General features: G+C 62.0%; 23 protein-coding genes. 19 read left to right on the forward strand and 4 right to left on the reverse strand.

The window, feature by feature from the left end:
- Nucleotides 1-96 precede the first annotated feature (96 nt).
- The 3 genes from G7Y51_RS05145 to G7Y51_RS05155 all read right to left on the reverse strand — a co-directional run bounded on the left by G7Y51_RS05145 (nt 97) and on the right by G7Y51_RS05155 (nt 4,212).
- Nucleotides 97-1,227 carry a branched-chain amino acid ABC transporter substrate-binding protein gene (locus G7Y51_RS05145; RefSeq protein ID WP_165175303.1) on the reverse strand — a complete coding sequence of 377 codons (1,131 nt, stop codon included), beginning with the start codon at nt 1,225-1,227 and terminating at the stop codon, nt 97-99.
- A 219-nt stretch (nt 1,228-1,446) separates the two neighbouring features.
- Nucleotides 1,447-2,811 (reverse strand): ribosome biogenesis GTPase Der, encoded by a 1,365-nt coding sequence (gene der, locus G7Y51_RS05150; RefSeq protein WP_165175304.1) that lies wholly within the window; start codon nt 2,809-2,811, stop codon nt 1,447-1,449.
- A 306-nt stretch (nt 2,812-3,117) separates the two neighbouring features.
- Nucleotides 3,118-4,212 carry an RluA family pseudouridine synthase gene (locus G7Y51_RS05155; RefSeq protein ID WP_165175305.1) on the reverse strand — a complete coding sequence of 365 codons (1,095 nt, stop codon included), beginning with the start codon at nt 4,210-4,212 and terminating at the stop codon, nt 3,118-3,120.
- A gap of 515 nt (nt 4,213-4,727) precedes the next feature.
- Here G7Y51_RS05155 and G7Y51_RS05160 point away from each other — a divergent pair.
- The 17 genes from G7Y51_RS05160 to G7Y51_RS05240 all read left to right on the forward strand — a co-directional run bounded on the left by G7Y51_RS05160 (nt 4,728) and on the right by G7Y51_RS05240 (nt 19,957).
- Entirely contained in the window at nt 4,728-5,030 is a 303-nt protein-coding gene (locus tag G7Y51_RS05160; protein WP_165065589.1) for an urease subunit gamma, read from the forward strand.
- 36 nt (nt 5,031-5,066) lie between these two features.
- Complete coding sequence (gene ureB, locus G7Y51_RS05165) at nt 5,067-5,474, forward strand: urease subunit beta (RefSeq protein WP_165175306.1); 408 nt, start codon at nt 5,067-5,069, stop codon at nt 5,472-5,474.
- Between the two features lie 39 nt (nt 5,475-5,513).
- Complete coding sequence (locus G7Y51_RS05170) at nt 5,514-7,232, forward strand: urease subunit alpha (protein ID WP_165175307.1); 1,719 nt, start codon at nt 5,514-5,516, stop codon at nt 7,230-7,232.
- Between the two features lie 186 nt (nt 7,233-7,418).
- Nucleotides 7,419-8,129, forward strand: coding sequence for an urease accessory protein UreE (locus G7Y51_RS05175; RefSeq protein ID WP_165175308.1), 711 nt, complete (start codon nt 7,419-7,421; stop codon nt 8,127-8,129).
- The gene (locus tag G7Y51_RS05180; RefSeq protein WP_165175309.1) at nt 8,089-8,874 is read left to right on the forward strand and encodes an urease accessory UreF family protein; all 786 of its coding nucleotides are present in this window, start codon (nt 8,089-8,091) and stop codon (nt 8,872-8,874) included. The genes G7Y51_RS05175 and G7Y51_RS05180 overlap by 41 nt, the downstream gene beginning before the upstream one ends.
- 151 nt (nt 8,875-9,025) lie before the next feature.
- The gene (ureG, locus tag G7Y51_RS05185) at nt 9,026-9,658 is read left to right on the forward strand and encodes an urease accessory protein UreG (RefSeq protein WP_165065604.1); all 633 of its coding nucleotides are present in this window, start codon (nt 9,026-9,028) and stop codon (nt 9,656-9,658) included.
- Between the two features lie 60 nt (nt 9,659-9,718).
- Complete coding sequence (locus G7Y51_RS05190) at nt 9,719-10,681, forward strand: urease accessory protein UreD (RefSeq protein WP_165175310.1); 963 nt, start codon at nt 9,719-9,721, stop codon at nt 10,679-10,681.
- Between the two features lie 143 nt (nt 10,682-10,824).
- Entirely contained in the window at nt 10,825-11,850 is a 1,026-nt protein-coding gene (yut, locus tag G7Y51_RS05195; RefSeq protein ID WP_165175311.1) for an urea transporter, read from the forward strand.
- A 53-nt stretch (nt 11,851-11,903) separates the two neighbouring features.
- Nucleotides 11,904-13,118, forward strand: coding sequence for an ammonium transporter (locus tag G7Y51_RS05200; RefSeq protein WP_165175312.1), 1,215 nt, complete (start codon nt 11,904-11,906; stop codon nt 13,116-13,118).
- A gap of 78 nt (nt 13,119-13,196) precedes the next feature.
- Complete coding sequence (crcB, locus tag G7Y51_RS05205) at nt 13,197-13,580, forward strand: fluoride efflux transporter CrcB (RefSeq protein ID WP_165175313.1); 384 nt, start codon at nt 13,197-13,199, stop codon at nt 13,578-13,580.
- A 9-nt stretch (nt 13,581-13,589) separates the two neighbouring features.
- Nucleotides 13,590-13,997: a fluoride efflux transporter CrcB gene (gene crcB, locus G7Y51_RS05210; RefSeq protein WP_206214254.1), complete on the forward strand. Its 408-nt coding sequence runs from the start codon at nt 13,590-13,592 to the stop codon at nt 13,995-13,997.
- Nucleotides 13,998-14,073: 76 nt separating this feature from the next.
- Nucleotides 14,074-14,364, forward strand: a complete 291-nt coding sequence (locus G7Y51_RS05215; protein WP_241160140.1) for a hypothetical protein — start codon at nt 14,074-14,076, stop codon at nt 14,362-14,364.
- Nucleotides 14,365-14,505: 141 nt separating this feature from the next.
- Nucleotides 14,506-14,769: an RNA-binding protein gene (locus G7Y51_RS05220; RefSeq protein WP_165175314.1), complete on the forward strand. Its 264-nt coding sequence runs from the start codon at nt 14,506-14,508 to the stop codon at nt 14,767-14,769.
- A gap of 631 nt (nt 14,770-15,400) precedes the next feature.
- The gene (locus G7Y51_RS05225) at nt 15,401-16,357 is read left to right on the forward strand and encodes a tripartite tricarboxylate transporter substrate binding protein (protein ID WP_165175315.1); all 957 of its coding nucleotides are present in this window, start codon (nt 15,401-15,403) and stop codon (nt 16,355-16,357) included.
- A 63-nt stretch (nt 16,358-16,420) separates the two neighbouring features.
- On the forward strand, nt 16,421-18,397 hold the full coding sequence (locus G7Y51_RS05230) for a tripartite tricarboxylate transporter permease (protein WP_165175316.1): 1,977 nt from the start codon (nt 16,421-16,423) through the stop codon (nt 18,395-18,397).
- A gap of 109 nt (nt 18,398-18,506) precedes the next feature.
- Nucleotides 18,507-18,791, forward strand: coding sequence for a UxaA family hydrolase (locus G7Y51_RS05235; RefSeq protein ID WP_165175317.1), 285 nt, complete (start codon nt 18,507-18,509; stop codon nt 18,789-18,791).
- Nucleotides 18,792-18,796: 5 nt separating this feature from the next.
- Nucleotides 18,797-19,957 carry a UxaA family hydrolase gene (locus G7Y51_RS05240; RefSeq protein WP_165175318.1) on the forward strand — a complete coding sequence of 387 codons (1,161 nt, stop codon included), beginning with the start codon at nt 18,797-18,799 and terminating at the stop codon, nt 19,955-19,957.
- A 422-nt stretch (nt 19,958-20,379) separates the two neighbouring features.
- Here G7Y51_RS05240 and G7Y51_RS05245 read toward each other — a convergent pair whose 3' ends face one another.
- Entirely contained in the window at nt 20,380-21,108 is a 729-nt protein-coding gene (locus tag G7Y51_RS05245; protein ID WP_165175319.1) for a GntR family transcriptional regulator, read from the reverse strand.
- A gap of 106 nt (nt 21,109-21,214) precedes the next feature.
- Between G7Y51_RS05245 and G7Y51_RS05250 the strand changes: the two genes are divergently transcribed.
- Both G7Y51_RS05250 and G7Y51_RS05255 read left to right on the forward strand, forming a co-directional pair.
- The gene (locus tag G7Y51_RS05250; RefSeq protein WP_165175320.1) at nt 21,215-22,144 is read left to right on the forward strand and encodes a hydroxyacid dehydrogenase; all 930 of its coding nucleotides are present in this window, start codon (nt 21,215-21,217) and stop codon (nt 22,142-22,144) included.
- Nucleotides 22,141-23,139, forward strand: a complete 999-nt coding sequence (locus tag G7Y51_RS05255; RefSeq protein WP_165175321.1) for an Ldh family oxidoreductase — start codon at nt 22,141-22,143, stop codon at nt 23,137-23,139. The genes G7Y51_RS05250 and G7Y51_RS05255 overlap by 4 nt, the downstream gene beginning before the upstream one ends.
- The last annotated feature ends 295 nt before the right edge of the window (nt 23,140-23,434 follow it).

Consider the following 23,434-nt stretch of genomic DNA (forward strand, 5'->3'; position numbering starts at 1 on the left):
CCACGGCGGGTGGAAAGCGGCGGATCGGCCCCCTGGCAGGCCCCGCAAAACGGCACACAGCGGAAAAGGGGCGCGGCGAACCGCGCCCCCCAATGCTTACTCAAGGGTGATGCTGTGATCAAGCTCCACGAATTTGCCGTCTTTGACCTGATAGATGGAAAGCCCCATGCCCGCCGCATCTCCGGTCTTGCTGAAGGTAAGCGTGCCGAGCGGCGTCTTGACCGGCGCGGTGTGCAGCGCTTCGATAATCTTGTCCGTGTCCGTGCTGCCGCTTTTTTCAATGGCGTTGACCAGGGCCAGCATGGCCGAATAGGCATTGTAGTAGAAAGAGCCGGGCTCCACGCCGAATTGCCTGACGTGGGCTTCGCGGGCGTGCTTGAACTCTGGCAGGTTGCGGGTGTCTTTGGGATAGGAGGAGTAGACGCCCTCGCTGTCCTTGCCGGCCATTTTGATGAAGGCTTCGTCCATGAGCCCGTCCGGGCCGAGCACGGGGGTGGTCACCCGATCACGGCGCATCTGCTGGATCAGTTTGGAGGCTGTGGGCTGGTAGCCCCCGAAAACCAGAATATCGGGCTTGGCCCGGCGCAGCTTGCGCACCACAGCGGAAAAGTCCACGGCATCCGGCGTCACGGCTTCAAAAAGCACTGTTTCCACGCCGGCCTTTTCCAGGTGGGCGCGGTTGATGTCCGCAAAGCCCTTGCCGTAATCCCCGTTATCATGCAGATAGGCGACTTTTTTGACCTTGAGATTGTTGAGCATGAAGTCGCTGGTCAGACGGCCCTGGGCATTATCGTTGGCAATGGTGCGGAAGAAGAAGGGATTCTTGCCGCCCGCGGTCAGCTCCGGGGTGGTGGCGGAAGGGGACATGGCCACAATGCGAGCCTCGGCGTAAAGGGGCAGGGTGGCCTTGGTGGCGCCGGAGCAGATCGGGCCCATGACCACGGTCACCTTGTCGGAAATGAGCCTGGTAGCCGCGCTGGTGGCCAGTTCGGGCTTGCATTGGTCGTCCTGGGCGACCAGTTCGAGCTGACGGCCCAGAATGCCGCCTTTGGCGTTGACTTCATCAATGACGAGCTTCGCGGCGTTGAGGCTCGGCACGCCGTAGGAAGCCAGATCGCCGGAATGGGCTCCCTGCACGCCGATCTTGATGGATTCCGCGGCGATCGCGGGCGCGGCGGCAGCCACGCAGAGCGCCATTGCCGCAAGCCAGGTCATGCATTTTTTCATTTGCCCATCCTCCGGAAAAAATGTGTGCGCGGATAGAGCGGTTTCACTTTGAAACTGCTCTGCTGACGCGAAAGCGGCAGCCGCCGCATCCGCGCATGGATAAGATCTCTCTATTGCATTATTGCCAAAGCCGTGTCAATGCGTTTTGCGCACATGCACCGCCCCTTCGCGGCGGTGCGTCCGGCCCGGGCAGGCAAAAGATCACGCTGTGGCCGCCGCTCAGCTTTTCTTCTTGTGGCTGGAGCGCAGATGAATGCGCATGGGCGCATGGCTGATGCCGAATATTTTGCGCAACGCGCGCTCCAGGTAGCGGGTATAGCTTTCCGGCACCCTTTCGGCATCGCTCACGAAAAAGACAAAGGTCGGCGGCGCGGTTTCCGCCTGGGTCAGATAAAAGAATTTGGCCCGCACTCTTTTGACGACCGGCGGCTGATGGCGGGTCAGCACTTCTTCCATGGCCCGGTTGAGCTGTCCTGTGGGGATGCGGATCGAACATTCCTCATGAATTTTTCGGGCCAGAGGCAGAATTTTCTGAAGGTCTTTGCCGCTGGCCGCGGAAACCAGCAGCATGGGCACATGCCCGCAGAAAGCCAGCAACTCCGTCACGTTTTTTTTGAGCTGGGCAAGCGAGCCGCGGGGCACGAGATCGCATTTGTTGATCAGCACCATGAAAGGCGTCTTGCGGGTATCCAGCATGTCCATGAGCCGCTTGTCCTGCTGGCTCACACCTTCCGCGGCGTCCAGCACGAGCAGTGTCACGTCGGCCTTGGTGCTGGATTTGATGGCCGCGTTGACCGAATACTTTTCCACGTTGTCCGTGATTCTGGTTCTCCGGCGCACGCCCGCAGTGTCCACAAAGACGTATTCCAGGCCGTTCTTTGCAAAGCGCACGTCCACGCTGTCGCGGGTGGTGCCCGCCACGTCGGAGACGATCATCCGTTGCTCGCCGGACAGAGCGTTGATCAGCGAGGACTTGCCCGCATTGGGACGCCCCAGCATGGCCAGGCGCAGGGCAGGAGGGGCCGGGGGCTCGGCCGGGCATGCTTCTGCGGGAAGCATGGCGGCGAGATCCTCGACCAGAGCGCGCAGATTATGGCCGTGCTCGGCTGAAACGCCCAACAGAGGAAAGCCCAGGCTGTGAAACTCGGCCGTCTGCTCGTCCTCGCGTTCCGCGCCGTCCACCTTGTTGACCACGCAGAGCGTGGGCAGGCCTTTGCGCCGCACATGCGCGGCCAGATACTCGTCCAGAGGCAGCAGGCCGTCGCGCCCGTCCACCACGAAAGCCACGGCCGCGGCTCCGGCCAGAGCGTCCTCGGCCTGATTCAGAATGTCCTGCTCAAAACCGCGGATGCCCTCAGGGCCTTCGGTGACGGCGGCGTGCGCGTCCAGGGTGATGCCGCCGGTGTCCACAATGCCGAAGGCGGGCAAGCCTTTGCGGCGCACCAGGCCTTCCATGCGATCGCGCGTGATGCCCGGCCTGTCGTGAGTAATGGCCCGGTTGCTGCGGATCAAACGGTTGAACAGGGTGGATTTGCCCACATTGGGCCGGCCCACCAGGACAATACAGGGAAGCGATTGGGACATAGGGAGAGGGCCTTTTTGAAAAGCCGGATCGTTCACTGCGCACGGGAAACCCGGAAGTCGGGAAGGCCGCGCGCGTGCGCAGGAAGCAAAGCCGTCTTTTTAAAGTGTTGGATGTGTGCGCTGGAGCGAGTTTCGTTGCGCAGGCGCGCTCAGGCTGCCTGAACGGCACCGCGCCGCACGGCGGCGTCGGTTCAGCCATAAACGCTTTTTCAGCGCAACGGCAGGATTGACCTGCACTACAGGATATTGAACATCTGCGCTGCCATGCCGCTTTGCAAAGCGGCATCACGAAAAGCCTGTTTACCATCATCCCCGCTCAAAAGAAAGCCCGGCGTCGGGAACCTGCGGATATTCGGCGGAGCCGGAGAGATCGAGACAGTCGGGCAAGGCATGCAGCGCGCGTCTCCCCGGCCATTCCGGCAGGCAGGCAAAAGCCTCTCCCCGCGGCAGGACGATGCGCAGAGCGTGCAGATACATGCGGCCCGCCGCGCTGTCTTCGGGCATTCCGTATTTGGCGTCGCCGAGCACGGGATGCCCCAGGCTTGCCAACTGCACGCGTATCTGATGGGTCCGGCCCGTGAGCAGGCGAATCAGCAGGAGGCTTTCCTGTTCTTGCACCCGCAAAGGCCGGGCCAGGCACAGGGCTTCCCGCGCGGAATGGTCACTGTCGCTGCTTTTCACGGCGCGCATTTTTTCATAACCGCGCTCAAAACTTTTGCGCAGATGGTGGCGCAAAAGGCGCGTCTCGGCATAGGGCCAACGGCCGCGCACCCAGGCCACATATTCCTTGATCACGGCGCGCTCGCGCATGGCCTGCTGTATCTCGCGCAGAGCCTCGAAACTGGCGGCCACCAGCAAAATGCCGGATGTCTCCTTGTCCAGGCGGTGCGCGGGCGTTGGCTTGAAGATCGCGCCCGCATGGTGAGCCGCAAGCCGGGTGGCCAGACTGTCGCTGTGGCCGGTGCCGGGGTGGGTCGGCAGGCCCGCGGGCTTGAACACGGCCCAAATGGGGCCTTCAGCGCGGACAATCACAGGCAGCGGCGGCAAAGAAGCCGAGGGAGCCGCGACCGGAAAAGCCATGCGTTCCGGTAAAAGCGTGCGGCCTGCAAGATCCCGTTCCGCGCTCCCATTGCTTTGAGCCGCCATTTTCAGGGCAAAGGGCGGCAGGCGGATCACGTCGTCGCGGCGCACGCGGGCAAAAGGCTTACAGCGGCCGCCGTTGATCCGTATCTGGCCGGTGCGCACCCAACGGTGCAGCAAAGCGGGCGGCAGATTGAGCCTGCGTTGCAGAAATTGAAGAAGTTTCTGGCCGCTTTCAGCCTCGCTCACAACAGGGCTGTCAGTGACGGCAATGCTGGAGGCCGGATCAGGGGCCGGAGCCGAGGTGTCGTCCGATGGCATACAGAATACTTTGACCCCAAAGCGCGCCGGCCGTCAAGCAGGAGATGGGGCAGAAGGCATGACGTTTAGAGGGAAAATTTTTTCTCAACCATGGAAAAGTCAAATGAATTTTTTACGAAAATCATCGCAACGGTGAATCCCCCAAGAACAGGCGGATAACTTATTGCAACACCAGGAAAATACTTGAACTTTTTTGTATACTGTACCTGCCTGAAAGTCAAAAATTAGAATGCCTGCCTGCATATAAAAAATTATTTTCCTTATATCCTTATAGACATTTCTATAAATTTGTTCCATAAAAAAGACATGACAGCTTGTCAGTCTGCATCAACAAGCTGATATTACTGTAAATAGGAAGATTCTGCAAGCAATACAGGAGAGTAAATTCAGCTCTGCACAAGGCGGAGGAAACGCATTTTTTGCAGCAGGCATGCGCGCTTGCGCGCCTGAAGACATATCCGTCTGCGCAACACGAATGGCGCCATTGCACTGATCATGACGCCAAGGAGGTATATATGCATCTCACCCCGCGTGAAATTGACAAACTCATGATTCATTCCCTGGCGAGCGTGGCGCTCAAGCGTAAGGAAAAAGGGCTGAAGCTCAACCATCCTGAGGCCGTGGCCGTGCTTTCCGCCACGGCCCTGGAAGAAGCGCGTGCCGGCAAGAGCGTGGAAGAGGTCATGGCCGAAACCCGCAAAGTGCTCAAGCGCGACGATGTCATGGAAGGCGTGGCAGACATGATCCCTGCCGTGCAGGTTGAAGCCGTGTTCACTGACGGCAGCCGGCTCATCACCATTCACCAGCCCATTAACTAGAGCATTTCATTCTTACAATGCTCCAAGGGAAAGATCATGGACAATGACAATACAAGCGCATCGGAAAAAACGCCTGTGGGCGGCCTGATTCTGGCTGAAGAGCCCATTGAATTCAATGTCGGACGCAAAACAGTGGATGTGAAAGTGCGCAACACCGGCGACCGGCCCATCCAGGTGGGCTCCCACTTTCATTTTTTTGAAGTCAACCGGGCCCTGGAATTCGACCGCCACGCCGCCTACGGCATGCGTTTGAACATTTCCTCCACTACCGCCATCCGCTTTGAGCCCGGCGACGAAAAAACCGTGTCTCTGATAGCCATCGGCGGCACGTCCGGAACCTACGGCTTCAACAATCTCGTGGACGGCTGGACCGGCGATGAGCACCAGCGGGTGATCAACGAGGAACGCGCCGACAAACTCGGTTTCAAAAACGCCAGGCAGTAAGCAGCAACCGCGTTGGGCGCGGTTTCAAGGAGTCTTTATATGCCAACCATTTCCCGCAAGGAACATGCGGCCTTGTTCGGCCCCACTGTGGGCGACAAAATCCGGCTCGGGGATACAAATCTCTACATTGAAATTGAAAAGGATCTCCGTCACTACGGCGATGAGTCCATGTACGGCGGCGGCAAAACCCTGCGCGGCGGCATGGGCGGCGACGCCCGCCTGAGCCGTGAAGCCGGCGTGCTGGACATCGTGATTACCAACGTTACCGTGCTGGACGCCGTGCAGGGCGTGGTCAAGGCCGACGTGGGCATCCGCGACGGCAAAATTGCAGGCATCGGCAAAAGCGGCAACCCCTCCATGATGAACGGGGTGGACCCCAATCTGGTGGTGGGCAACTCCACGGACGCCATCACCGGCGAGCATCTTATCCTCACGGCCGGCGGCATTGACACGCATGTGCACTATATTTCGCCGCAACAGGCCCTGGCCGCCCTTTCCAACGGTGTGACCACCTTCTTTGGCGGCGGTGTGGGCCCCACGGACGGAACCAACGGGACCACCATGACTCCGGGCCCGTGGAACATCGCCAAAATGCTTGAGGCCTGCGACGGCATGCCCGTGAACATGGGCATTCTGGCCAAAGGCCATGCCTGCGACGATCTGCCCCTGGTGGAGCAGATCAAAGCCGGCGCCTGCGGCTTCAAAGTGCATGAAGACTGGGGCGCCATGCCCGGCATCATCCGCGCGGTCCTCTCCGTGGCCGACGATATGGACGTGCAGGTTTCCATCCACACCGACACCCTGAACGAGGCCGGCTATGTGGAAGACACCATTGCGGCCTTTGCCGGCCGCGTCATTCATACATTCCACACCGAAGGCGCGGGCGGCGGCCATGCCCCGGACATCATCAAGGTGGCTGGCCAGCCCAACGTGCTGCCCAGCTCCACCAACCCCACGCTGCCCTTTGGCATCAACACCCAGGCCGAACTTTTCGACATGATCATGGTCTGCCATAACCTGAATCCCAACGTGCCCTCGGACGTTTCCTTCGCGGAAAGCCGCGTGCGTCCTGAAACCGTGGCTGCTGAAAACGTGCTCCACGACATGGGCGTCATTTCCATGATCTCCAGCGACTCGCAGGCCATGGGCCGGGTGGGCGAAAACTGGCTGCGCGTGATGCAGACCGCCGACGCCATGAAGGCGGCCCGCGGCCCGCTGCCCGAAGACCAACAGGGCAACGACAACCAGCGCGTGCTGCGCTATGTGGCCAAGATCACCATCAATCCGGCCATCACCCAGGGGGTGAGCCATCTGATCGGTTCGGTGGAAGCGGGCAAATACGCGGATCTGGTGCTCTGGGAGCCCCGCTTCTTCGGCGCCAAGCCCAAGCTGATCATCAAGGGCGGCATGATCAGCTGGGCCAATATGGGCGATCCCAACGCTTCGCTGCCCACGCCCCAGCCCGCCTGTTACCGGCGCATGTTCGGCGGCATGGGCCTGGCCCTGCCCCGCACCCGCATGACGTTCGTCTCCCAGGCCGCTCTGGACTGCAATGTGGGTGAAAAGCTGCAACTGCGCAGCCGCCTGGAAGCGGTGCGCAATATCCGCGGCCTGAGCAAGCAGGACATGATACGCAACAACAGGCTGCCCAGGATCGAGGTGGACCCCGAAACCTTTGCCGTGAAGGTGGACGGCGAGCACGCCACGGTCAAGCCGGTCGAAAGGGTGTCTCTGGGACAGTTGTACTTCTTCAGTTAGAGCGTTTTCCGACGGAAATGAGCCAATTTCAATCGGAATCATTCAGGAAAATGCGTTTTTTCCTGAATCCACGCTTCTTCGAGAGCAGTTTCCCCCCTGAAACTGCTTTGGGACCTTCAGCCCGGAAGGCGGCCCCAGACCGCCTTCCGGCCTTCCCTCCGCCCTGGGCGGAGCCAGGGAGACCTCATGCAGCTTGTGGAGAAGGTTCTCGGCAACATCCGGGAATCGGCATGGAAAGAATGCCTGGACGGGGCCCAAGTGGACACGCTGGAACTGAGCCAGTGGGACGCGCAGAAAAACCGCCTGCGCAAGGAAACGGCCGGCGGCCTGCTGGTGGCCGTTTCTCTGGATCGCGACGCCGTGCTGCACGACGGCGACGTGCTGCTCTGGGACGAAACGCAGCGCCGGGCCGTGGTTTGCAGGATCGATCTCTGCGAAGTGCTGGTCATTGATCTTGACGGCCTGCGCGAACTGCCTGCCGTGGAACTCATGGAGCACTGCGTGCGCCTGGGCCATGCTCTGGGCAACCAGCACTGGCCGGCCGTGGCGCAGAAAGGCCGCGTGTATGTGCCCCTGGCCGTGAACCGTCCGGTCATGAACGCAGTGATGCAGACCCATCATTTCGCAGGCATCAGCTATCATTTCGCGCCGGGCGCGGAAATTCTCGACAAGCTCAACCCCTCCCAGGCCCGGCGTCTGTTCGGCGGCAGCGAGCGCCCCATGCTCGGCGGGCACAGCCATGCGCATGACCACGAGCACCTTCACGGGCAGGAAGAGAGCGGGCATGAGCACCGGCACGAGCGGCGCGCCTGTCAGGACTGCGGCGATCCGGACCACCAGCACGAGGAAAGCGGCCATGAGTGCGATTATGCCGGCAACGCGCGCCGGAACGGCTGAGGCCCCCGCGCCGGAGGCGGAACAGGACGCGGCGGCCGCCGGAATCCTCAGTCTGGCCCGCGCGCTTCAGTTCGCGGATTCCGTGTTGCCCGTGGGAGCCTTTGCTTTTTCCGCGGGTCTGGAATCCGCGGTGCAGAAGGGTGTGGTGCGCCATGCCGAGGATCTGCGCCGCTACGCGCTTACCGCGCTGGAAGTGGCCGCCCGTTCGGACGGCGTGGCCCTGGCCTGGGCTCTGCGCGCCGCGCTGGTGGAGAACACGGCCGAATTGATCCGCATTGATCAGGCTCTTTATGCCCGCAAACTCGGCGAGGAAAACCGCCAGATGAGCACGCGCATGGGCCGCAAACTGGCCGAGCTGGGCGCGCAGATCGTGGAAGGGCCTTTAGTGCGCCAATGGCGCGGGATCCTTGAAGGCGGCCTGGCGCCCGGCACATACGCCGTCTCGCTGGCCGTGCTTTTCGCGGCTCTGGATCTGCCCGTCCGCCGGGAGGACGATCTGATCCGCCAGGCCCTGACAGTGCAGTTGTACGGCACGGCCATGACTGTTTTGAACGCGGCGCTGCGCCTGATGCGCGTCACGCACATCGACATCCAGCGCATCCTCTATGATCTGACGCCGCGTTTCACGGCACTCTGTGACGCGGCCCTGCACAGCCCTCTGGAAGAGATGCACGGCTACGCGCCCATGATCGACATTCTGGCCGCCAACCACCTGCGGGCGCGGGTCAGGCTGTTTATGAGCTGAGCGCGCCGCAGGCAGGGCGCGCGCTGGCCTTTCTGCCGACCGGGGCGGCATTGGCAAGCGCCGCGGGAGAGAAGCGCGCGCAACAGGGAAGAGCAATGCACGTTGCAACGCCCGGCGTTTCAAAAGCACTATGCTCTAAAAGGAGTACCGCATGAAAAAGATAACGCGCATAGGCGTGGGCGGGCCCGTGGGTTCCGGTAAAACAGCGATTATTGAAGCGGTTACGCCGGTCTTGATCCGCAAGGGGATCAAGCCCCTGATCATCACCAACGACGTGGTGACCACCGAGGACGCCAAACATGTCCAGCGCGAGCTGGCCGGAGTGCTGGCAGCGGAAAAGATCGTGGGCGTGGAGACCGGCGCCTGCCCGCATACGGCCATCCGCGAGGATCCGAGCATGAATCTGGCGGCCGTGGAGGATCTGGAGCGCGCCTTCCCGGACAGCGATCTCATTTTCATCGAAAGCGGCGGCGACAATCTGACCCTGACCTTCAGCCCGGCGCTGGCGGATTTTTTCATCTACGTCATCGACGTGGCCGCGGGCGACAAAATTCCGCGCAAAAGCGGGCCCGGCGTCTGTCAGTCGGATATTCTGGTGATCAACAAAGAGGATCTGGCTCCTTATGTGGACGCCAGCCTGGAGGTTATGGAGCGCGATTCGCGCCGGATGCGCGAAGGCAAGCCCTTTCTCTTCACCAACTGCAAGACCGGGAAAAACATTGAGGCGCTGGCGGAGATGATCATCCGCGACGCGCTCTTTGATTTCAAGCCCGCGGAACAATAGAGCGTTTTGCTATTGAAAATGGATATTTTCAATCAAAAAATACTCTAGGGGAACGGTCGCATGACCCAATGTGCGGACATCTCGCGCGTGCGGCGCGCGCGCGAAAACCTTGAACGGCTCGGACGCCAGGCGCCGGAATTGCGCGCTTTTCAGAACGAACCGGCCCAGATGCCCAGCGGCGCGGTGGGCAAGAACGGCTATCTGCGCCTGGAGTTCACGGCCCGCAACGGCCGCAGCGAACTGTCCTTCATGGATCGCCGCGTGCCGCTGCTGGCCCAGCGCGCGCTCTACTGGGACGAAGCCATGCCCCGGATGCCCTGCGTGTTCATCATTAGCACCACGGGCTGCATTCTTCAGGGCGATCGCACGGCCCTGGAGATTGAGGTGGGCGAAAACGCCCAGGCCCATGTGACCACGCAGTCCGCCGGCAAGATCCACATGATGAACGCCAATTACGCCGCGCAGTGGCAGAATCTGGTGGTGGAAAAGGGCGGCTACCTGGAATACATGCCCGAACCCATGATCCCGCACCGCACCTCGCGTTTTTTTTCCCGCACGGACATTTCCATTGCCGGGGGCGGCAGCCTGCTCTACGCCGAAATGCTGTTGCCCGGCCGCAAGCACCACCATCAGGACGAGCTCTTCGGCTATGAGCTCTATTCCTCTTCGGTGCAGGCCGTGCGCCGGGAAAGCGGGCAGCCGCTGTTCGCGGAAAAATTCATTCTCAGGCCCGGCGCCACGGATCTGGCGCGCACGGGCGTCATGAACGGCTTTGAGATTTTCGGCAACGTCATTCTGCTCACGGAGCGGGACAAGGCCCTGCGCGTGCGCGAGGCCGCGGGCGCGGCTGTGGGTCCGGAGCTGGCGTACGGGGCCGACCTGCTGCCCCAGGACTGCGGCCTGATTTTCAAGGTGCTGGGCTTGCGCTCGGAAGCGGTGCGCGAGGCTATCCGCCAGTTCTGGCGCATCGCCCGCGGCACGGTGACCGGGCATGATCTGCCCGAAAAATTTTTGTGGCGCTGACCGCGCCGCGGGCAAGGCCCGCCCGGTTGCAGCGCGCCGATGCAACGCGGGCCTTGAGAGCACTTCAAACGTGAAATGCTCTCGCATGAGAGCATATTGCTTTTAAAACGCTCTATGCCAATCCCTGTGTCCTGGAGGTATATATGACGGCAGACGCAACAAGCGCCCCCGCAGGGGGCTGGGCCGGACTTGCGGCCCGCAATCCCGCGCTGCATTTTATTGATATCTGCCTGCGCGGCGCAGGTCAGGTGATGTTTCAGAACAACGCGCTCACCGGCCTGCTTTTTCTGATCGGCATTTTCTGGGGCGCGTACCGGGCGCACATGCCCGCCGTGGCCTGGGGCGCGCTGGTCGGGGTTGCGGTCGGCACGTTGACCGCCTGTCTGCTCAGAGCGCCCAGAGCCAATATCAACATGGGGCTGCACGGCTACAACGGCATCCTGGTGGGCTGCGCCCTGCCCACTTTTTTCGCGCCCACGCCCCTGCTCTGGGCCTACATCGTGGCCGGCGCGGTTTTTTCCACAATACTGATGCTGGCCATTTCCAGCGTGCTGCGCACCTGGAAGGTTTCGGCCATGACCGGGCCGTTTGTGATCACCACCTGGTTTCTGATGCTGGCCGCCTATAATTTCGGCAACATCCGCATCGACGGCCTGCCGCGCCCGTCCATCGCCGTGCAGCCGCCCCTGAGCGATCTCTTTGCCCTGGACTTGCGGCAGCTTGTGAAAGCGGCCTTTACCGGCGTGTCCCAGGTGTTTCTGATCAACAACGTCGTTACCGGCGTGATCTTTCTCATCGGCCTGGCAGTGAGTTCCATCTGGGCTGCGGTCTTCGCCCTTGCCGGCTCCCTTCTGGCCGTGGGCACGGCTCTTCTGCTGGGCGGCGGCTCCACGGCTATTGTGGCCGGCCTGTTCCAGTTCAGCGCCGTGCTGACCGCCATCGGCCTGAGTACAACCTTTTACAAGCCCGGCTGGCGGGTGATCCTGTACGCCTTCCTGGGCGTCATTTTCACGGTGGTGGCGCAGGGCGCGCTGAACGTGCTTCTGCATGTCTACGGCATTCCTACGCTCACCTTCCCCTTTGTCATCGCGGCCTGGATTTTCCTTCTGCCCAATATTGATCTGCATCCGGCCAGCCACCAGAGCGAGCCGGCCAGGCCGGCCGTCTGAATAGAAACGCGCGCGCCGGGCACAGGCCGGGCGCGCCAGCAAGGAGTTTACCCATGTATATTCTCAATACCGGCGACACTGCTTTCGTGATGCTCTGCACCGCGCTGGTTCTGCTGATGACGCCGGCTCTGGCCCTGTTTTACGGCGGCCTTGTGCCCAGCAAAAACGTGTTGACCATCATGATGCAGAATTTCATCTCCATGGGGGTCGTTGCCCTGATCTGGATCTTCGGCGGCTTCAGTCTGGCTTTCGGGCCGGATCTGGGCGGCGTCATCGGCGACATCAGGTTCCATTTCGCTCTGGACGGCGTGGGAGCCGCACCAGGGGCGCACTACGCCCGCACGGTTCCCTTCATCCTCTTTTTCGCCTACCAGATGATGTTCGCGGTCATCGCTCCGGCCCTGATCACCGGCGCCTTTGCCGGCCGCCTGAATTTCAAGGGCTACCTCGGCTTTCTGATCCTGTGGATGATCCTCATCTATATTCCGGTCTGCCATTGGATCTGGGGCGGCGGCTTTCTGGCCCGCCTGGGCGTGGCCGACTTCGCCGGCGGCATCGTCATCCACGTCAGCGCCGGTTTTTCAGCTCTTGCCTCGGTGCTCTATCTGGGCCGGCGCGCGGGCATGGCTCCGGGCGCCAGAACCATCCCCAGCAATCTGCCCCTGGTGGCCGTGGGCGCGGGCCTGCTCTGGTTCGGCTGGTTCGGCTTTAACGCCGGCGGCGCTTACGCGGCCGACGCTCTGGCCTCCTACGCCTTTGTCAATACCACCATTGCCGGTTCCATCGCCATGCTCGTCTGGCTGATTCTGGACTGGTCTTCCCGTCGCAAGCCTTCCTTTTCCGGCGTGCTGGTGGGCGCGGTGGCCGGCCTGGCCACCATCACGCCCTGCGCCGGCTATGTGGAGCCCTGGGCGGCCATTGTCATCGGCGCGGTGGGCTCGCTGATCTGCTATTACGCCAAGCGCGTGCAGGATCGCTTCGCCTTTGACGACGCCCTGGAAGTCTGGCGGGCGCACGGCATGGGCGGCCTGACCGGCGCTCTGCTGCTGGGCCTGCTGGCCAGCCCGCACATCAATGCGGTAGGCGCGAGCGCGCGCCAGTTCTGGGTGCAGATCTGCGGCGTGGTGATCGTGGCCGTGTACGCCTTTGTTCTGACCCTGATCATTCTCTGGCTCCTCAGCCGGATCTGCAACATCCGCGTGAGCAGGGAAGAGGAAGAGCGCGGCCTGGACGAATCGCTGTACGGCGAAGACGCCTACCGGCTGTAAGCCGGAAAGAGTCGAAACTCCGGGGAAGGAGGCCGCGCATCGGCGCTCCTTCCCCTTTGGATGTATAAGGATGCTGTGATGACCACGGAACTTGCAAGCGCATTATGGGTGGCCGGAGGCGGAGCTCTTGGCGCTTTCGGCCGCTATCGGATTTCCGTCCGGGCCACAACCTGGTTCGGAAAAGCCTTCCCCTGCGGCACGCTGATCGTCAATGTGCTCGGCTCGTTCTGCATAGGACTGCTGGCGGGCTTGACGCAACACGCGCTCATTCCCCCGCGACCCTGGCATGATTTCATCGGCGAGGGCCTGTTGGGCGCGCTGACCACCTTTTCCACCTTTTCCATGGACAGTTTCGCGGCCTTCCGCGACGGACAGCCCGGGACGGGCGTGCTGAACATTTTTTTGAACGCTGTGCCGGGCTTGGGCGCTGTTGCGCTGGGCTTCTGGCTGGCAGCTGAGTAGGAGGCGGCTGTGGGATATGTCATAAATGCGGCGGCCGTGATGATCGGCGGCGCGTTGGGCGCGCTCGCCCGTTTCAGGATGGACGCCGCAATCACGCATGCCTTCATGATCAATTTCCCCGTCGGCACCCTTTGCATCAACGTGCTCGGCGGTTTGCTGATGGGTCTGCTTCAGGGCGCCATGAAGCGCAGCGGCAAACCCTTCGCCCTGGGGTACAATCTGCTGGGGACCGGCTTTCTGGGAGGCTTCACCACATTTTCGCATTTTTCCCTGGACGTTTTTGATCTCTGGCGCGGCGGGCAGGGCGGCCTGGCCGCGCTCTATGCGTTCCTGAGTCTGGCGCTCTGTATCGGCGCGGTCTGGCTGGGCTACCGCCTTATGTGCCCGCGCCGCGCCGCGACCGGCACGGCCGCCTGACAAACATTCGACGCCTGCTGTCAGAGCACTCTGAACTGCTACCCAAGAGGGGAGCGACTTTTGCAAAGAGGAACGCATGCACTACGCAGTTCATGATGTTATCGGCAATATCGGGCTGGTGCTTCTGCTCGGCACATATCTTTTGTTGCAGTTGGGCAGGATTTCAAGCGGACAGTTACGCTATTCCATTTCTAACGCTCGTGCTTCGCTGCTGATCGGCATTTCATTGCTCTTCAAATTCAACATATCTGCATTTCTTGTGGAAGATTTCTTGTTTGTGTTCAGCCTGTACGGCATCTTCAAATATTTTTCGCCGCGCAGCATTGTCCGGAGTGTAGCGGCAAAAGAACAAAAAAATAAAAATTAAATGACTTGACTTTGCCGTTTGCGGCCTGTATCTTCATTTTCGTTCATTGATTGGGTGTCGTATTTCTTTTTTGCCAGAGACTTTGCGTGTGCCAAGGCTTCAAGCGAAAGTGTACCTCCCCGCAACATTTGGAGCCTTATCATGGCCACTTCTCTTTATGTGGGCAATTTGCCCTTTACCAGCAGTCAGTCCAGCGTTGAAGCCCTTTTTGCCCAACACGGCACGCCCATTTCCGTCAATCTGATCATGGATCGCGTCACCGGCCGCCCCCGTGGTTTCGGTTTTGTGGAAATGGAAGACAACGACGCCCGCAATGCCATTGCCGCTCTTAACGGTACCGACTTTGAAGGCCGCACCCTGCGTGTGAACGAAGCCGAAAAGCGCCCGGCTCCCCGGCGCTGGTAAGCAGTTACCGGCAGACAGCCTTACGGCCGCGGAATTTTCCGCGGCCTTCTTTGTTTGAGGCGGGGCCGCGGCGGCGTCCGCCGTAGGGTGCGCGGGCCTGCCGACGCCCTGCGGCGCGGGACGTTCCGTTGTCGGGCAGCAGCCGTCTTTTTAGAGCAGATTACCTTTGACTTTCATAAAAAATCAAAGGTAATCTGCTCTAAAAACAAGATATTTCAGTCTCTTATATGCGTGCTCCCTCCCCGGGCGTGAAAGGCGTCCCTGAGTTTTCCCTAAAAAAGACGGGTAATTACGCACGTTGGGGCGGCATCTTTCGTGCGGGCATCGCGTGAAAAAGGAACTTTCACAGGATATGTCCCAGAAAGGCGCGGTTTGTGCTCTCAAACGGGAAAATGTGCCCCGCCACAGCCCCCGGAGGGGGAGGGCGGCTTTTTTTGATCTAAAAAAGTTAATAATACCCCTAAGTTATATTCTGAGGCAAAAAAGCCGTTTTCTTTTTCACTTGACAGTCTTATATAAGACATATTACATATATCTCACAATGAGAGGGACGCCGCGCCGGACAGGGAGGGCGCGTCGTCCTGTTGCGTCAGATGAGCCGTATCATCCATCTCATCCAAGGAGAGCCTCCATGAAACTGGTGTCACGCCTTTTTGCTGGCTTCTGCCTCGCCGTCGCGCTGGCGGCCCCCGCCGCGGCTGCCTACCCCGAAAAGCCGATCAATATGGTCATCGCTTTCACCGCCGGCGGTTCGAGCGACGTACAGGCCCGGATCATGCAAAAATACTGGAACAAATACGCCCCGGAGCCGTGGGTCTTCGTCTACAAGCCGGGCGCGGGCGGGATCATCGGCTTTACCGAAATCGCCAAGGCCCGGCCCGACGGCTACACCATCGGCGGCCTGAACGTCCCGCACCTCATCGTGCAGTCTCTGGCCCAGAACGCCCAGTATACCGCCGACAGCTTCAAGTACATCTGTCAGGTGGTCAACGATCCCCAGTGCGTGGCCGTGCGCAAGGACAGCCCCTTCAAGACCACGCAGGAAATCGTCGATTACGCCCGGAAGAACCCCGGCAAGCTCCGCGTCGGCCTCGTCGGGCCGCTGTCCGGGCATCATCTGATGTTCCTCAACTGGCAGAAGCAGTTCCCCGGCTCCAGGCTCACCCACGTCTTCTACAAGGGCGCGGCCGACCAGAACGCGGCCCTGCTCGGCGGCGAGATTGACTTGATTTTCGGCAACATCAACGACGTGATGCGCTCCATCGACGAATTCCGCGTGCTCAACGTGGCCGCCGAAAAGCGCAACGAGTTCCTGCCCGACGTGCCGACCCTGCGCGAGGCGGGCATCGACATGGTCTCCGACATCCGCCGTTGCTTCGCAGCCCCCAAGGACATCAAGCCCGAGCAGCTTGAAACCCTGCGCGCCATCTTCAAGCAGATTTGCGACGACCCCGACTACGTCGCGGACATGAAGAAGGCCGGACAGCCCCACGAATACATGGACGGCGAAGCCTTCGCCGCCTACATCGAAAGCCAGACGGAGCACGCCCGCAAGGCCCTTTCCGAAGCCGGGCTGCTGAAGAAATAGCCCCTGGCCCGCGCCCCCTTCGCGGCGGGGCGCGGGCCCCCAATCCCGAGAAGGAGGTTTCGCATGACAGAATTCCTCTTGCCTGCCTTTCTCCATCTTCTCGAACCCCTGAACATCATCCTGATGCTCGCCGGGCTGACCGGGGGCATCGTCATCGGCGCGCTCCCCGGCCTTTCGGCCACAATGGGCGTCGCCCTCATGGTCCCGGCCACCTTCGCCATGAACCCCACCAGCGGGCTGATCATGCTCGGCGCGATCTACGCCGGGGCCATTTACGGCGGGGCCAACTCCGCCATCCTCATCTGCACGCCCGGCACGCCCTCCTCCGTGGCCACCACCTTCGACGGCTGGCCCCTGTGCCAGAAGGGGCGGGCGGACATCGGGCTCTATTCCTCGCTTCTGTCCTCGGCCTTCGGCGGCGTCGTGGGCACGCTCTTCCTGCTCTGCCTCGCCGCCTCGCTCGCCCGTTTCGCCATGCGCTTCGGCGGGCCCGAGAGCTTCTGGCTTTGCCTTTTCGGGCTCTCCACCATCGCGGTGATGACCCCGGACAACATGGGCAAGGGCATCCTCTCCGGCGCGGCGGGCATCCTCGTGTCCACCATCGGGCTCGACCCCAACACGGGCGTGCCCCGTTTCACCTTTGGCATCTACGACCTCTTGCAGGGCGTCTCCGTCATCCCCTGCATGATCGGCCTCTTCTCCTTCTCGCAGGTGCTCTACCTCATCGGCACGGACAAGACCTTCATCGCGGAATACCACCCGCACAAGGGCGCGTTCCGCAAGGTCTTTTCCTACCTCGCCAAGCACTGCAAGACCATCCTCGTGCGCTCCTCGATCCTCGGGACGTGGATCGGGATGCTCCCCGGCGCGGGCGGCGAGATCGCCTCGATCATCGCCTACAACGAGTCCAAGCGCTGGGACAAGGATCCCTCCCGCTACGGCAAGGGCAGCATTGAGGGCGTGGCCGCTTCCGAAAGCGCGAACAACGCGGTCATCGGCGGCTCGCTCATCCCCATGCTCACCCTCGGCATCCCCGGCAGCGCGGTGGCGGCGGTCATCCTCGGCTCGCTCATGGCCCACGGCATCCAGCCGGGTTTCAAGATATTCACGGCCTCGGGCGAACTGGCCTATACCTTCATCGTCTCGCAGTTCGCCGTGAATTTGCTCATGATCCCGGTGGGCTTCGTGCTCTGCCAGTGCATGGCGCGGCTTTTGAGCATCCGGCTGACGCTTGTGGCCATCGGCATCGTGGTGCTGGCCTATATCGGAGCCTACGCCATCAGCAACAGCCTCGTGGAGATCTGGGTGGTCTTCGCCTTCGGGCTCATCGGCTTCTTCGGGGGAAAGGTGGGCATGGATACCGGGGCGATGGCGCTTGGCGTCATCCTCGGCCCCATGATTGAAGAGAACCTCGGCAAGAGCGTGGACCTGTCCCGCTCGCTCGACGGGGGGCTCGCGGCGGCCATGTTTGCTGGCTCGATCAACAAGGTGCTCATCGCGGCACTGATCCTCTCGCTGGCCACGCCTTTCCTCCTGAAGCTGCGCAACCGCAAGAACGCCGCGCTGCTTCCCGAAGGTCCCCGTCCCGCGTGGACGGCGGACTTCTTTGCCGGGATCGGCTTCATCGCCATCGCCGCCGCCTTCTTCGTGCAGTACGAGGAGCTTGAGGGCGTGAGCCGGGTCTTCCCGGAAGTGCTGACCACGCTCATCGGGACCGGAGGCGCGTATTTCATGGCCAAGGGCCTGTGGCGTCGGCGCGGGGCCGCCCCCGCCGGGGACGCCGAGCCCGTGGCGTGGAACAAGGTCGCCCTCATCTGCATGGCCTCCCTCGCCTATGCGGTGGCCATGCCCATGCTCGGCTTTTTGACGGGGACGATGATCTTCATCGTCTGTTCGACCCTTCTCCTCGGGGACCGCAGCCGGGGATGGGGTCACCTTGCCCGCACGGCCCTCGTGTTCGGGGTGGGCTTCGGCCTGCTGGTCTGGGGCTGCTTCACGCAGCTTCTCAACGTCCCAGCGCCCACGGGCCTGTTCATCTGACCCTCAACCGCTTTCCACAGGCCCGGCCTCATTTGGTCATTTTTTTAGTTGACAGTCTTATATAAGACATAATACATAACTTATGGAAACGAACTTCAAGGAGGCAACCATGTCAGTGCAATTTCTGGTTCATCAAGACGGCGACAGCGTCGGCGTCGTCACCGTCGAAGGCGTGCAGGCGGGTCAGGAACTGACCGGCTGGGTTATGAAGGAAGACAAGACCCTTACGTTCAAGGTCCTTGATGATATTCCCATAGGTCACAAGATCGCTCTCAAGGATTTGAATGTCGGCGATACCGTCTTCAAGTACGGCACCGATATCGGGAAGGTAGTCAAACCCATCCGTCAGGGCGAACATCTCCATGTCCACAACGTCAAGACCAAAAGGTGGTAGGTCACATGCAAAAGACATTCTTTGGTTATCGCCGCGATAATGGTCGCGTGGGCATTCGTAATCATGTGCTGATTCTGCCCCTCGACGACCTTTCCCAGCCCGCCTGCAACGCCGTTGCCAACAACATCGGCGGCGCCATTGCCATTCAGCATCCCTATGGCCGTCTCCAGTTCGGGGCCGACCTTGACCTGCATTTCCGCACCCTGATCGGCGCGGGCAGCAACCCGAACGTCGCCGCCGTCATCGTCATCGGCATTGAGGAAAAGTGGACTCAGGACGTGGTGGACGGCATTGCCAAGACCGGCAAGCCCGTCGTCGGCTTCGGCATCGAGCAGCACGGCCAGATCGACACCATTGCCCGCGCTTCCCGCAAGGCGAAGGAATTTGTGCAGTACGCTTCCGCCCTCCAGAAAGTGGAATGCCCCATCTCCGACCTGTGGGTTTCCTGCAAATGCGGCGAGTCCGACACCACCTCCGGTTTGGCCTCCTGCCCGACCGTGGGCAACGCGTTCGACAAGCTGTACGAGGAAGGCTGCACTCTGGTGTTCGGTGAAACCACGGAACTCACCGGCGGCGAGCATCTGGTGAAGGCCCGTTGCATCAATGATCAGGTCCGCAGCGAATTCACCGCGTATTTTGACCGCTACGCCAAGGTTATTGACGATCACAAGACCTCGGACCTTTCCGACTCCCAGCCGACCAAGGGCAACATCGAAGGCGGCCTGACCACCATCGAAGAAAAGGCCCTCGGCAACATTCAGAAGATCGGCACCAAGGCGCCTGTCGTCGGCACTCTGGACAAGGCCGTGACGCCTACCGGCCCGGGCTTGTGGTTCATGGATTCCTCCTCGGCCGCGGCTGAAATGATCACCCTCGTGGCCGCCGCCGGTTATGTGGTGCACTTCTTCCCCACCGGGCAGGGCAACATCATCGGCAACCCGATCGTGCCCGTCATCAAGCTGTCCGCCAACCCGCGCACCATCCGCACCATGTCCGAACACATGGACGTGGACGTGTCCGGCATCCTGCGACGCGAAATGAATCTTGATCAGGCCGGCGACAAGCTGCTCGACATGATGTTCCAGACCATCGCGGGTCGTCTGACCGCCGCCGAAGCTCTGAAGCAGAACCAGTTCGTTATGACCCGTCTGTACGAAAGCGCCTAGAGCATTTTCTCTTTGAAAATGCTCTGCTGACGCGAAAGCGGCAGCCGCCGCAACGCGGCGCACATTCAGGAGAAAACCGCGTTTTTCGCCTGAATGCCACCTTTGACTTTCATAAAAAGTCAAAGATAATCTGCTCTAAGCTGCGCCTGCGTGCGGATTGAAAAAGGAGGCGGGGGGGCGACCTCCCGCCTTTTTTTCCGGCTTCGCGCTGGGCTTGAAAAAAATCCTGTCTTTGCGGATGGGAGGCATGGCGTCTGCCCCGGCGCGGTCCTGCCGCGCGGCCTGGCGGAAAAGGAAGCGGCGTGCGCCGCAAGGCCGCAAGGCGGGGCTTCGGCGCAAGGGAGCGGGAGGGCGCGCCCCCCGGCAGGGCCGGGGAAGCCTTCCCCACGGCAGGCCCCGCCCCGGCTGGGGCACGGGCGGCGTCAGCGCAGTTCGGCGCGGTAGACGTGATGTGACGTGTTGATGTGGCTGATGCGGAATTCGACGGGCTGTTCCTGAAGGTCGAAGGAGGTCCGGGTCACCAGCAGCAGCGGGTGGCTGCGCTCCACATTCAGTCGCTTGATGTCCGCGGGATCGGGCAGCGTAACTTCGATCTGCTCGGTGGCGCGGGCCACGGTGACGCCGAAATGAAGCTGGTAATGCTCATACAGGGTGTTGGGCACCTTGTCGGACTCGAAGCTGAAGTCCGGGAAGCGCGCGGTCGAGAGCGTGACCCGCTCGTTGATGACCGGGCAGTCGTCGAGCATGCGCACGCGGTCGATGTGGATGACCTTCACCCCCGGCGCGAGGTTGAGGGCGGCGCGTTCGGCCTCGGAAGGCTGGCCGAGGCGCAGGCCGTAGATTTGCGACAGCGGATAGACGCGCTTGCCGTGCTTGTCGCTGAACAGGAAGAAGGGAAAGAGGTCGCTGTCCTCGTCAAGGACGGCCACTGCGGTGCCCTTGCCCTGATAGCGCACCAGCCGCTTTTCGCGGGTGAGCGCGTTGAGGGCCTTGCGCAGCGTGCCTTGGCTGACCCCGTATTCCTTGGCCAGCGCGATTTCACTGGGAAGGAAGCTTCCCGGCCCCCATTCTCCGGCAATGATGCGGTCGAGGATGGCTTTCTTCACTTGCTCATAGAGGGGGGCGAACGTCAGTTTCGGTGATGGGGTCATGGTTCCTCCGGGGACTCTTTGGCATGTTCTTATCTTGTATAATATAGAAGATCAAACTCTTCGGCATCCCCGTTTCTTCGTGGGGCGCGCATGAGGGGAACACGTTATGGCAGAAATCGTCATTTCCGAATTCATGGACGGGGCCGCCGTCTCCGAGCTGGCCGCTTCGTTTGATGTCCTCTACGACAAAACGCTCGTGGACCGCCCCGAGGCGTTGGCCGAGGCCGCCGCCGGGTGCCGGGCGCTTATCGTGCGCAACCGCACGCAGGTGCGCGGCGCGCTTTTGGACGGCGCGAATTTGCGCGTGGTCGGGCGTCTTGGCGTGGGCCTCGACAACATCGACTGCGCGGCCTGCCGCGAGCGCGGCATCGCCGTCATCCCGGCTACCGGGGCCAACAACGTGGCCGTGGCCGAATATGTGCTCGCCGGGCTGCTCATGCTCCTGCGCGGCTCGTACGGCGCAAGCGCCTCCGTCGCCGCCGGGGAATGGCCCCGTGAACGTCTGGCAGGCCGCGAAATCGCCGGGAAAACCCTCGGCCTCGTGGGTTTCGGGGGCATCGCCCGGGAAGTGGCCGTGCGCGCCATCGCCTGCGGGATGCGGGTCATCGCCCATGATCCCTTCCTGCCCGCCGACGCGCCGGAATGGGAACGCTGCGGCGTGCGCCCCGCCGCGCTTGAGGATTTGTTCGCCGAGGCCGACGCCGTGAGCCTGCATGTACCGCTCACGCCCGATACCCGCCACCTCGTCAATGCCGCGCGGCTGGACATGATGAAGCCCGGCGCGGTCTTCGTCAACGCCGCGCGCGGCGGCGTGGCCGACGAGGCCGCCCTTGCCGATGCGCTGGCGTCCGGCAGGCTGGCCGGGGCGCTTGTGGACGTCTTCGAGAAGGAGCCGCTCAAGGCCGGGTCGCCGCTGGCGCAGGCCCCGAACTGCATCCTCACCCCGCACATCGCGGGTGTCACGCAGGAATCCAACGTCCGCGTGAGTTCCCTGGTGGCCCGCAAGGTGGCCGAAGCCCTGCGGGGTGACGCATGATCCTCGACGCCGGACAATTGCGCGATCTGGGCATGGCGGTCTTTGTGGCGGCGGGCGTGCCCGAGGCGGCGGCTTCAAGCGTGGTCGACGCGCTGGTGCTGGCCGAACTCGACGGCCTGCCCTCGCACGGTTTTTCCCGCATCCCCTTCTATACGGATCAGGCCCTCTCCGGCAAGGTCAATGCCGCCGCCGTCCCGGAGGTTTCCACGCCCGCGCCCGCGTCCGTTCTGGTGGACGCCAGGAACGGCTTTGCGTTCCCGGCCATCGACGCCGGGTTTGCGCGCGCCGTGCCGCTGGCCAAACGCTATGGCGTGGCCGTGCTCGGCGTGACCCGCTCGCACCACTGCGGCGTGGTCGGCCTCTATGCCGAACGGCTGGCCGGGGAAGGGCTCGTTTCGCTCATCTTCTCCAATACCCCGGCGGCAATGGCCCCGTGGGGTGGCTCGCGGGCTTCCTTCGGCACCAATCCGCTGGCCTTCGGCTGCCCGCGCGAGGGGCGGCATCCGCTGGTGATCGACCTGTCCCTGAGCAAGGTGGCCCGGGGCAAGATCATGGCCGCCAAGCAGCGCGGCGAGTCCATCCCCGAGGGCTGGGCGCTGGACGCGCAGGGCCGCCCGGCCACCGATCCGGCGGTGGCGCTCGGCGGGACCATGATCCCCGTGGGCGACGCCAAGGGCTCGGCGCTGGCCCTCATGGTGGAAATCCTCGCCGCCGCGCTCCCCGGGGCCAACTACGCCTTTGAGGCGTCGTCCTTCTTCGAGGCCGAAGGCCCCGCGCCCGGCATCGGCCAGTCCTTCATCCTTATTGATCCCGCGCCCCTCAATCCCGGCTTTGCGCCGCGCCTTGAGGCCTTGTGCGGCCAGATGCTCGCGCAGGAGGGCGTGCGCCTTCCCGGAGAACGGCGTTTCGCCCTTCGCGAGCGGAACAGGCAGGCGGGCGTCGACATCCCGGACGCCCTTTACGTCGACTTGCGCAAGCGGGCGGGGCTTGCGTAAGCCGCCCTTCCCCGCAGCGGCGGGGAGGGGCACCCGGCGCGGGGCCCTCCCGCGCCGGGCCTGCCGGGTTTTTGTATGAAGAAAACCTCCCGCCAGGCGGGAGGCTCAAAAAAGCTTACAGCTATACATATGTTATAAAAACTCCTTTTGATTTGTCATACTGGAGACGCGGTCTGGCAACTGCATTCCGACGACAAATCAAAAGGAGGTCACAATGAGTGACACAAAGAGTTTAGCCCATACGAAATGGAATTGTAAATATCATGTCGTTTTGGAGACATTCACCTTTTCGATG

The organism is Desulfovibrio sp. ZJ369 (genome assembly GCF_011039085.1).
Taxonomy (GTDB): domain Bacteria; phylum Desulfobacterota; class Desulfovibrionia; order Desulfovibrionales; family Desulfovibrionaceae; genus Desulfovibrio.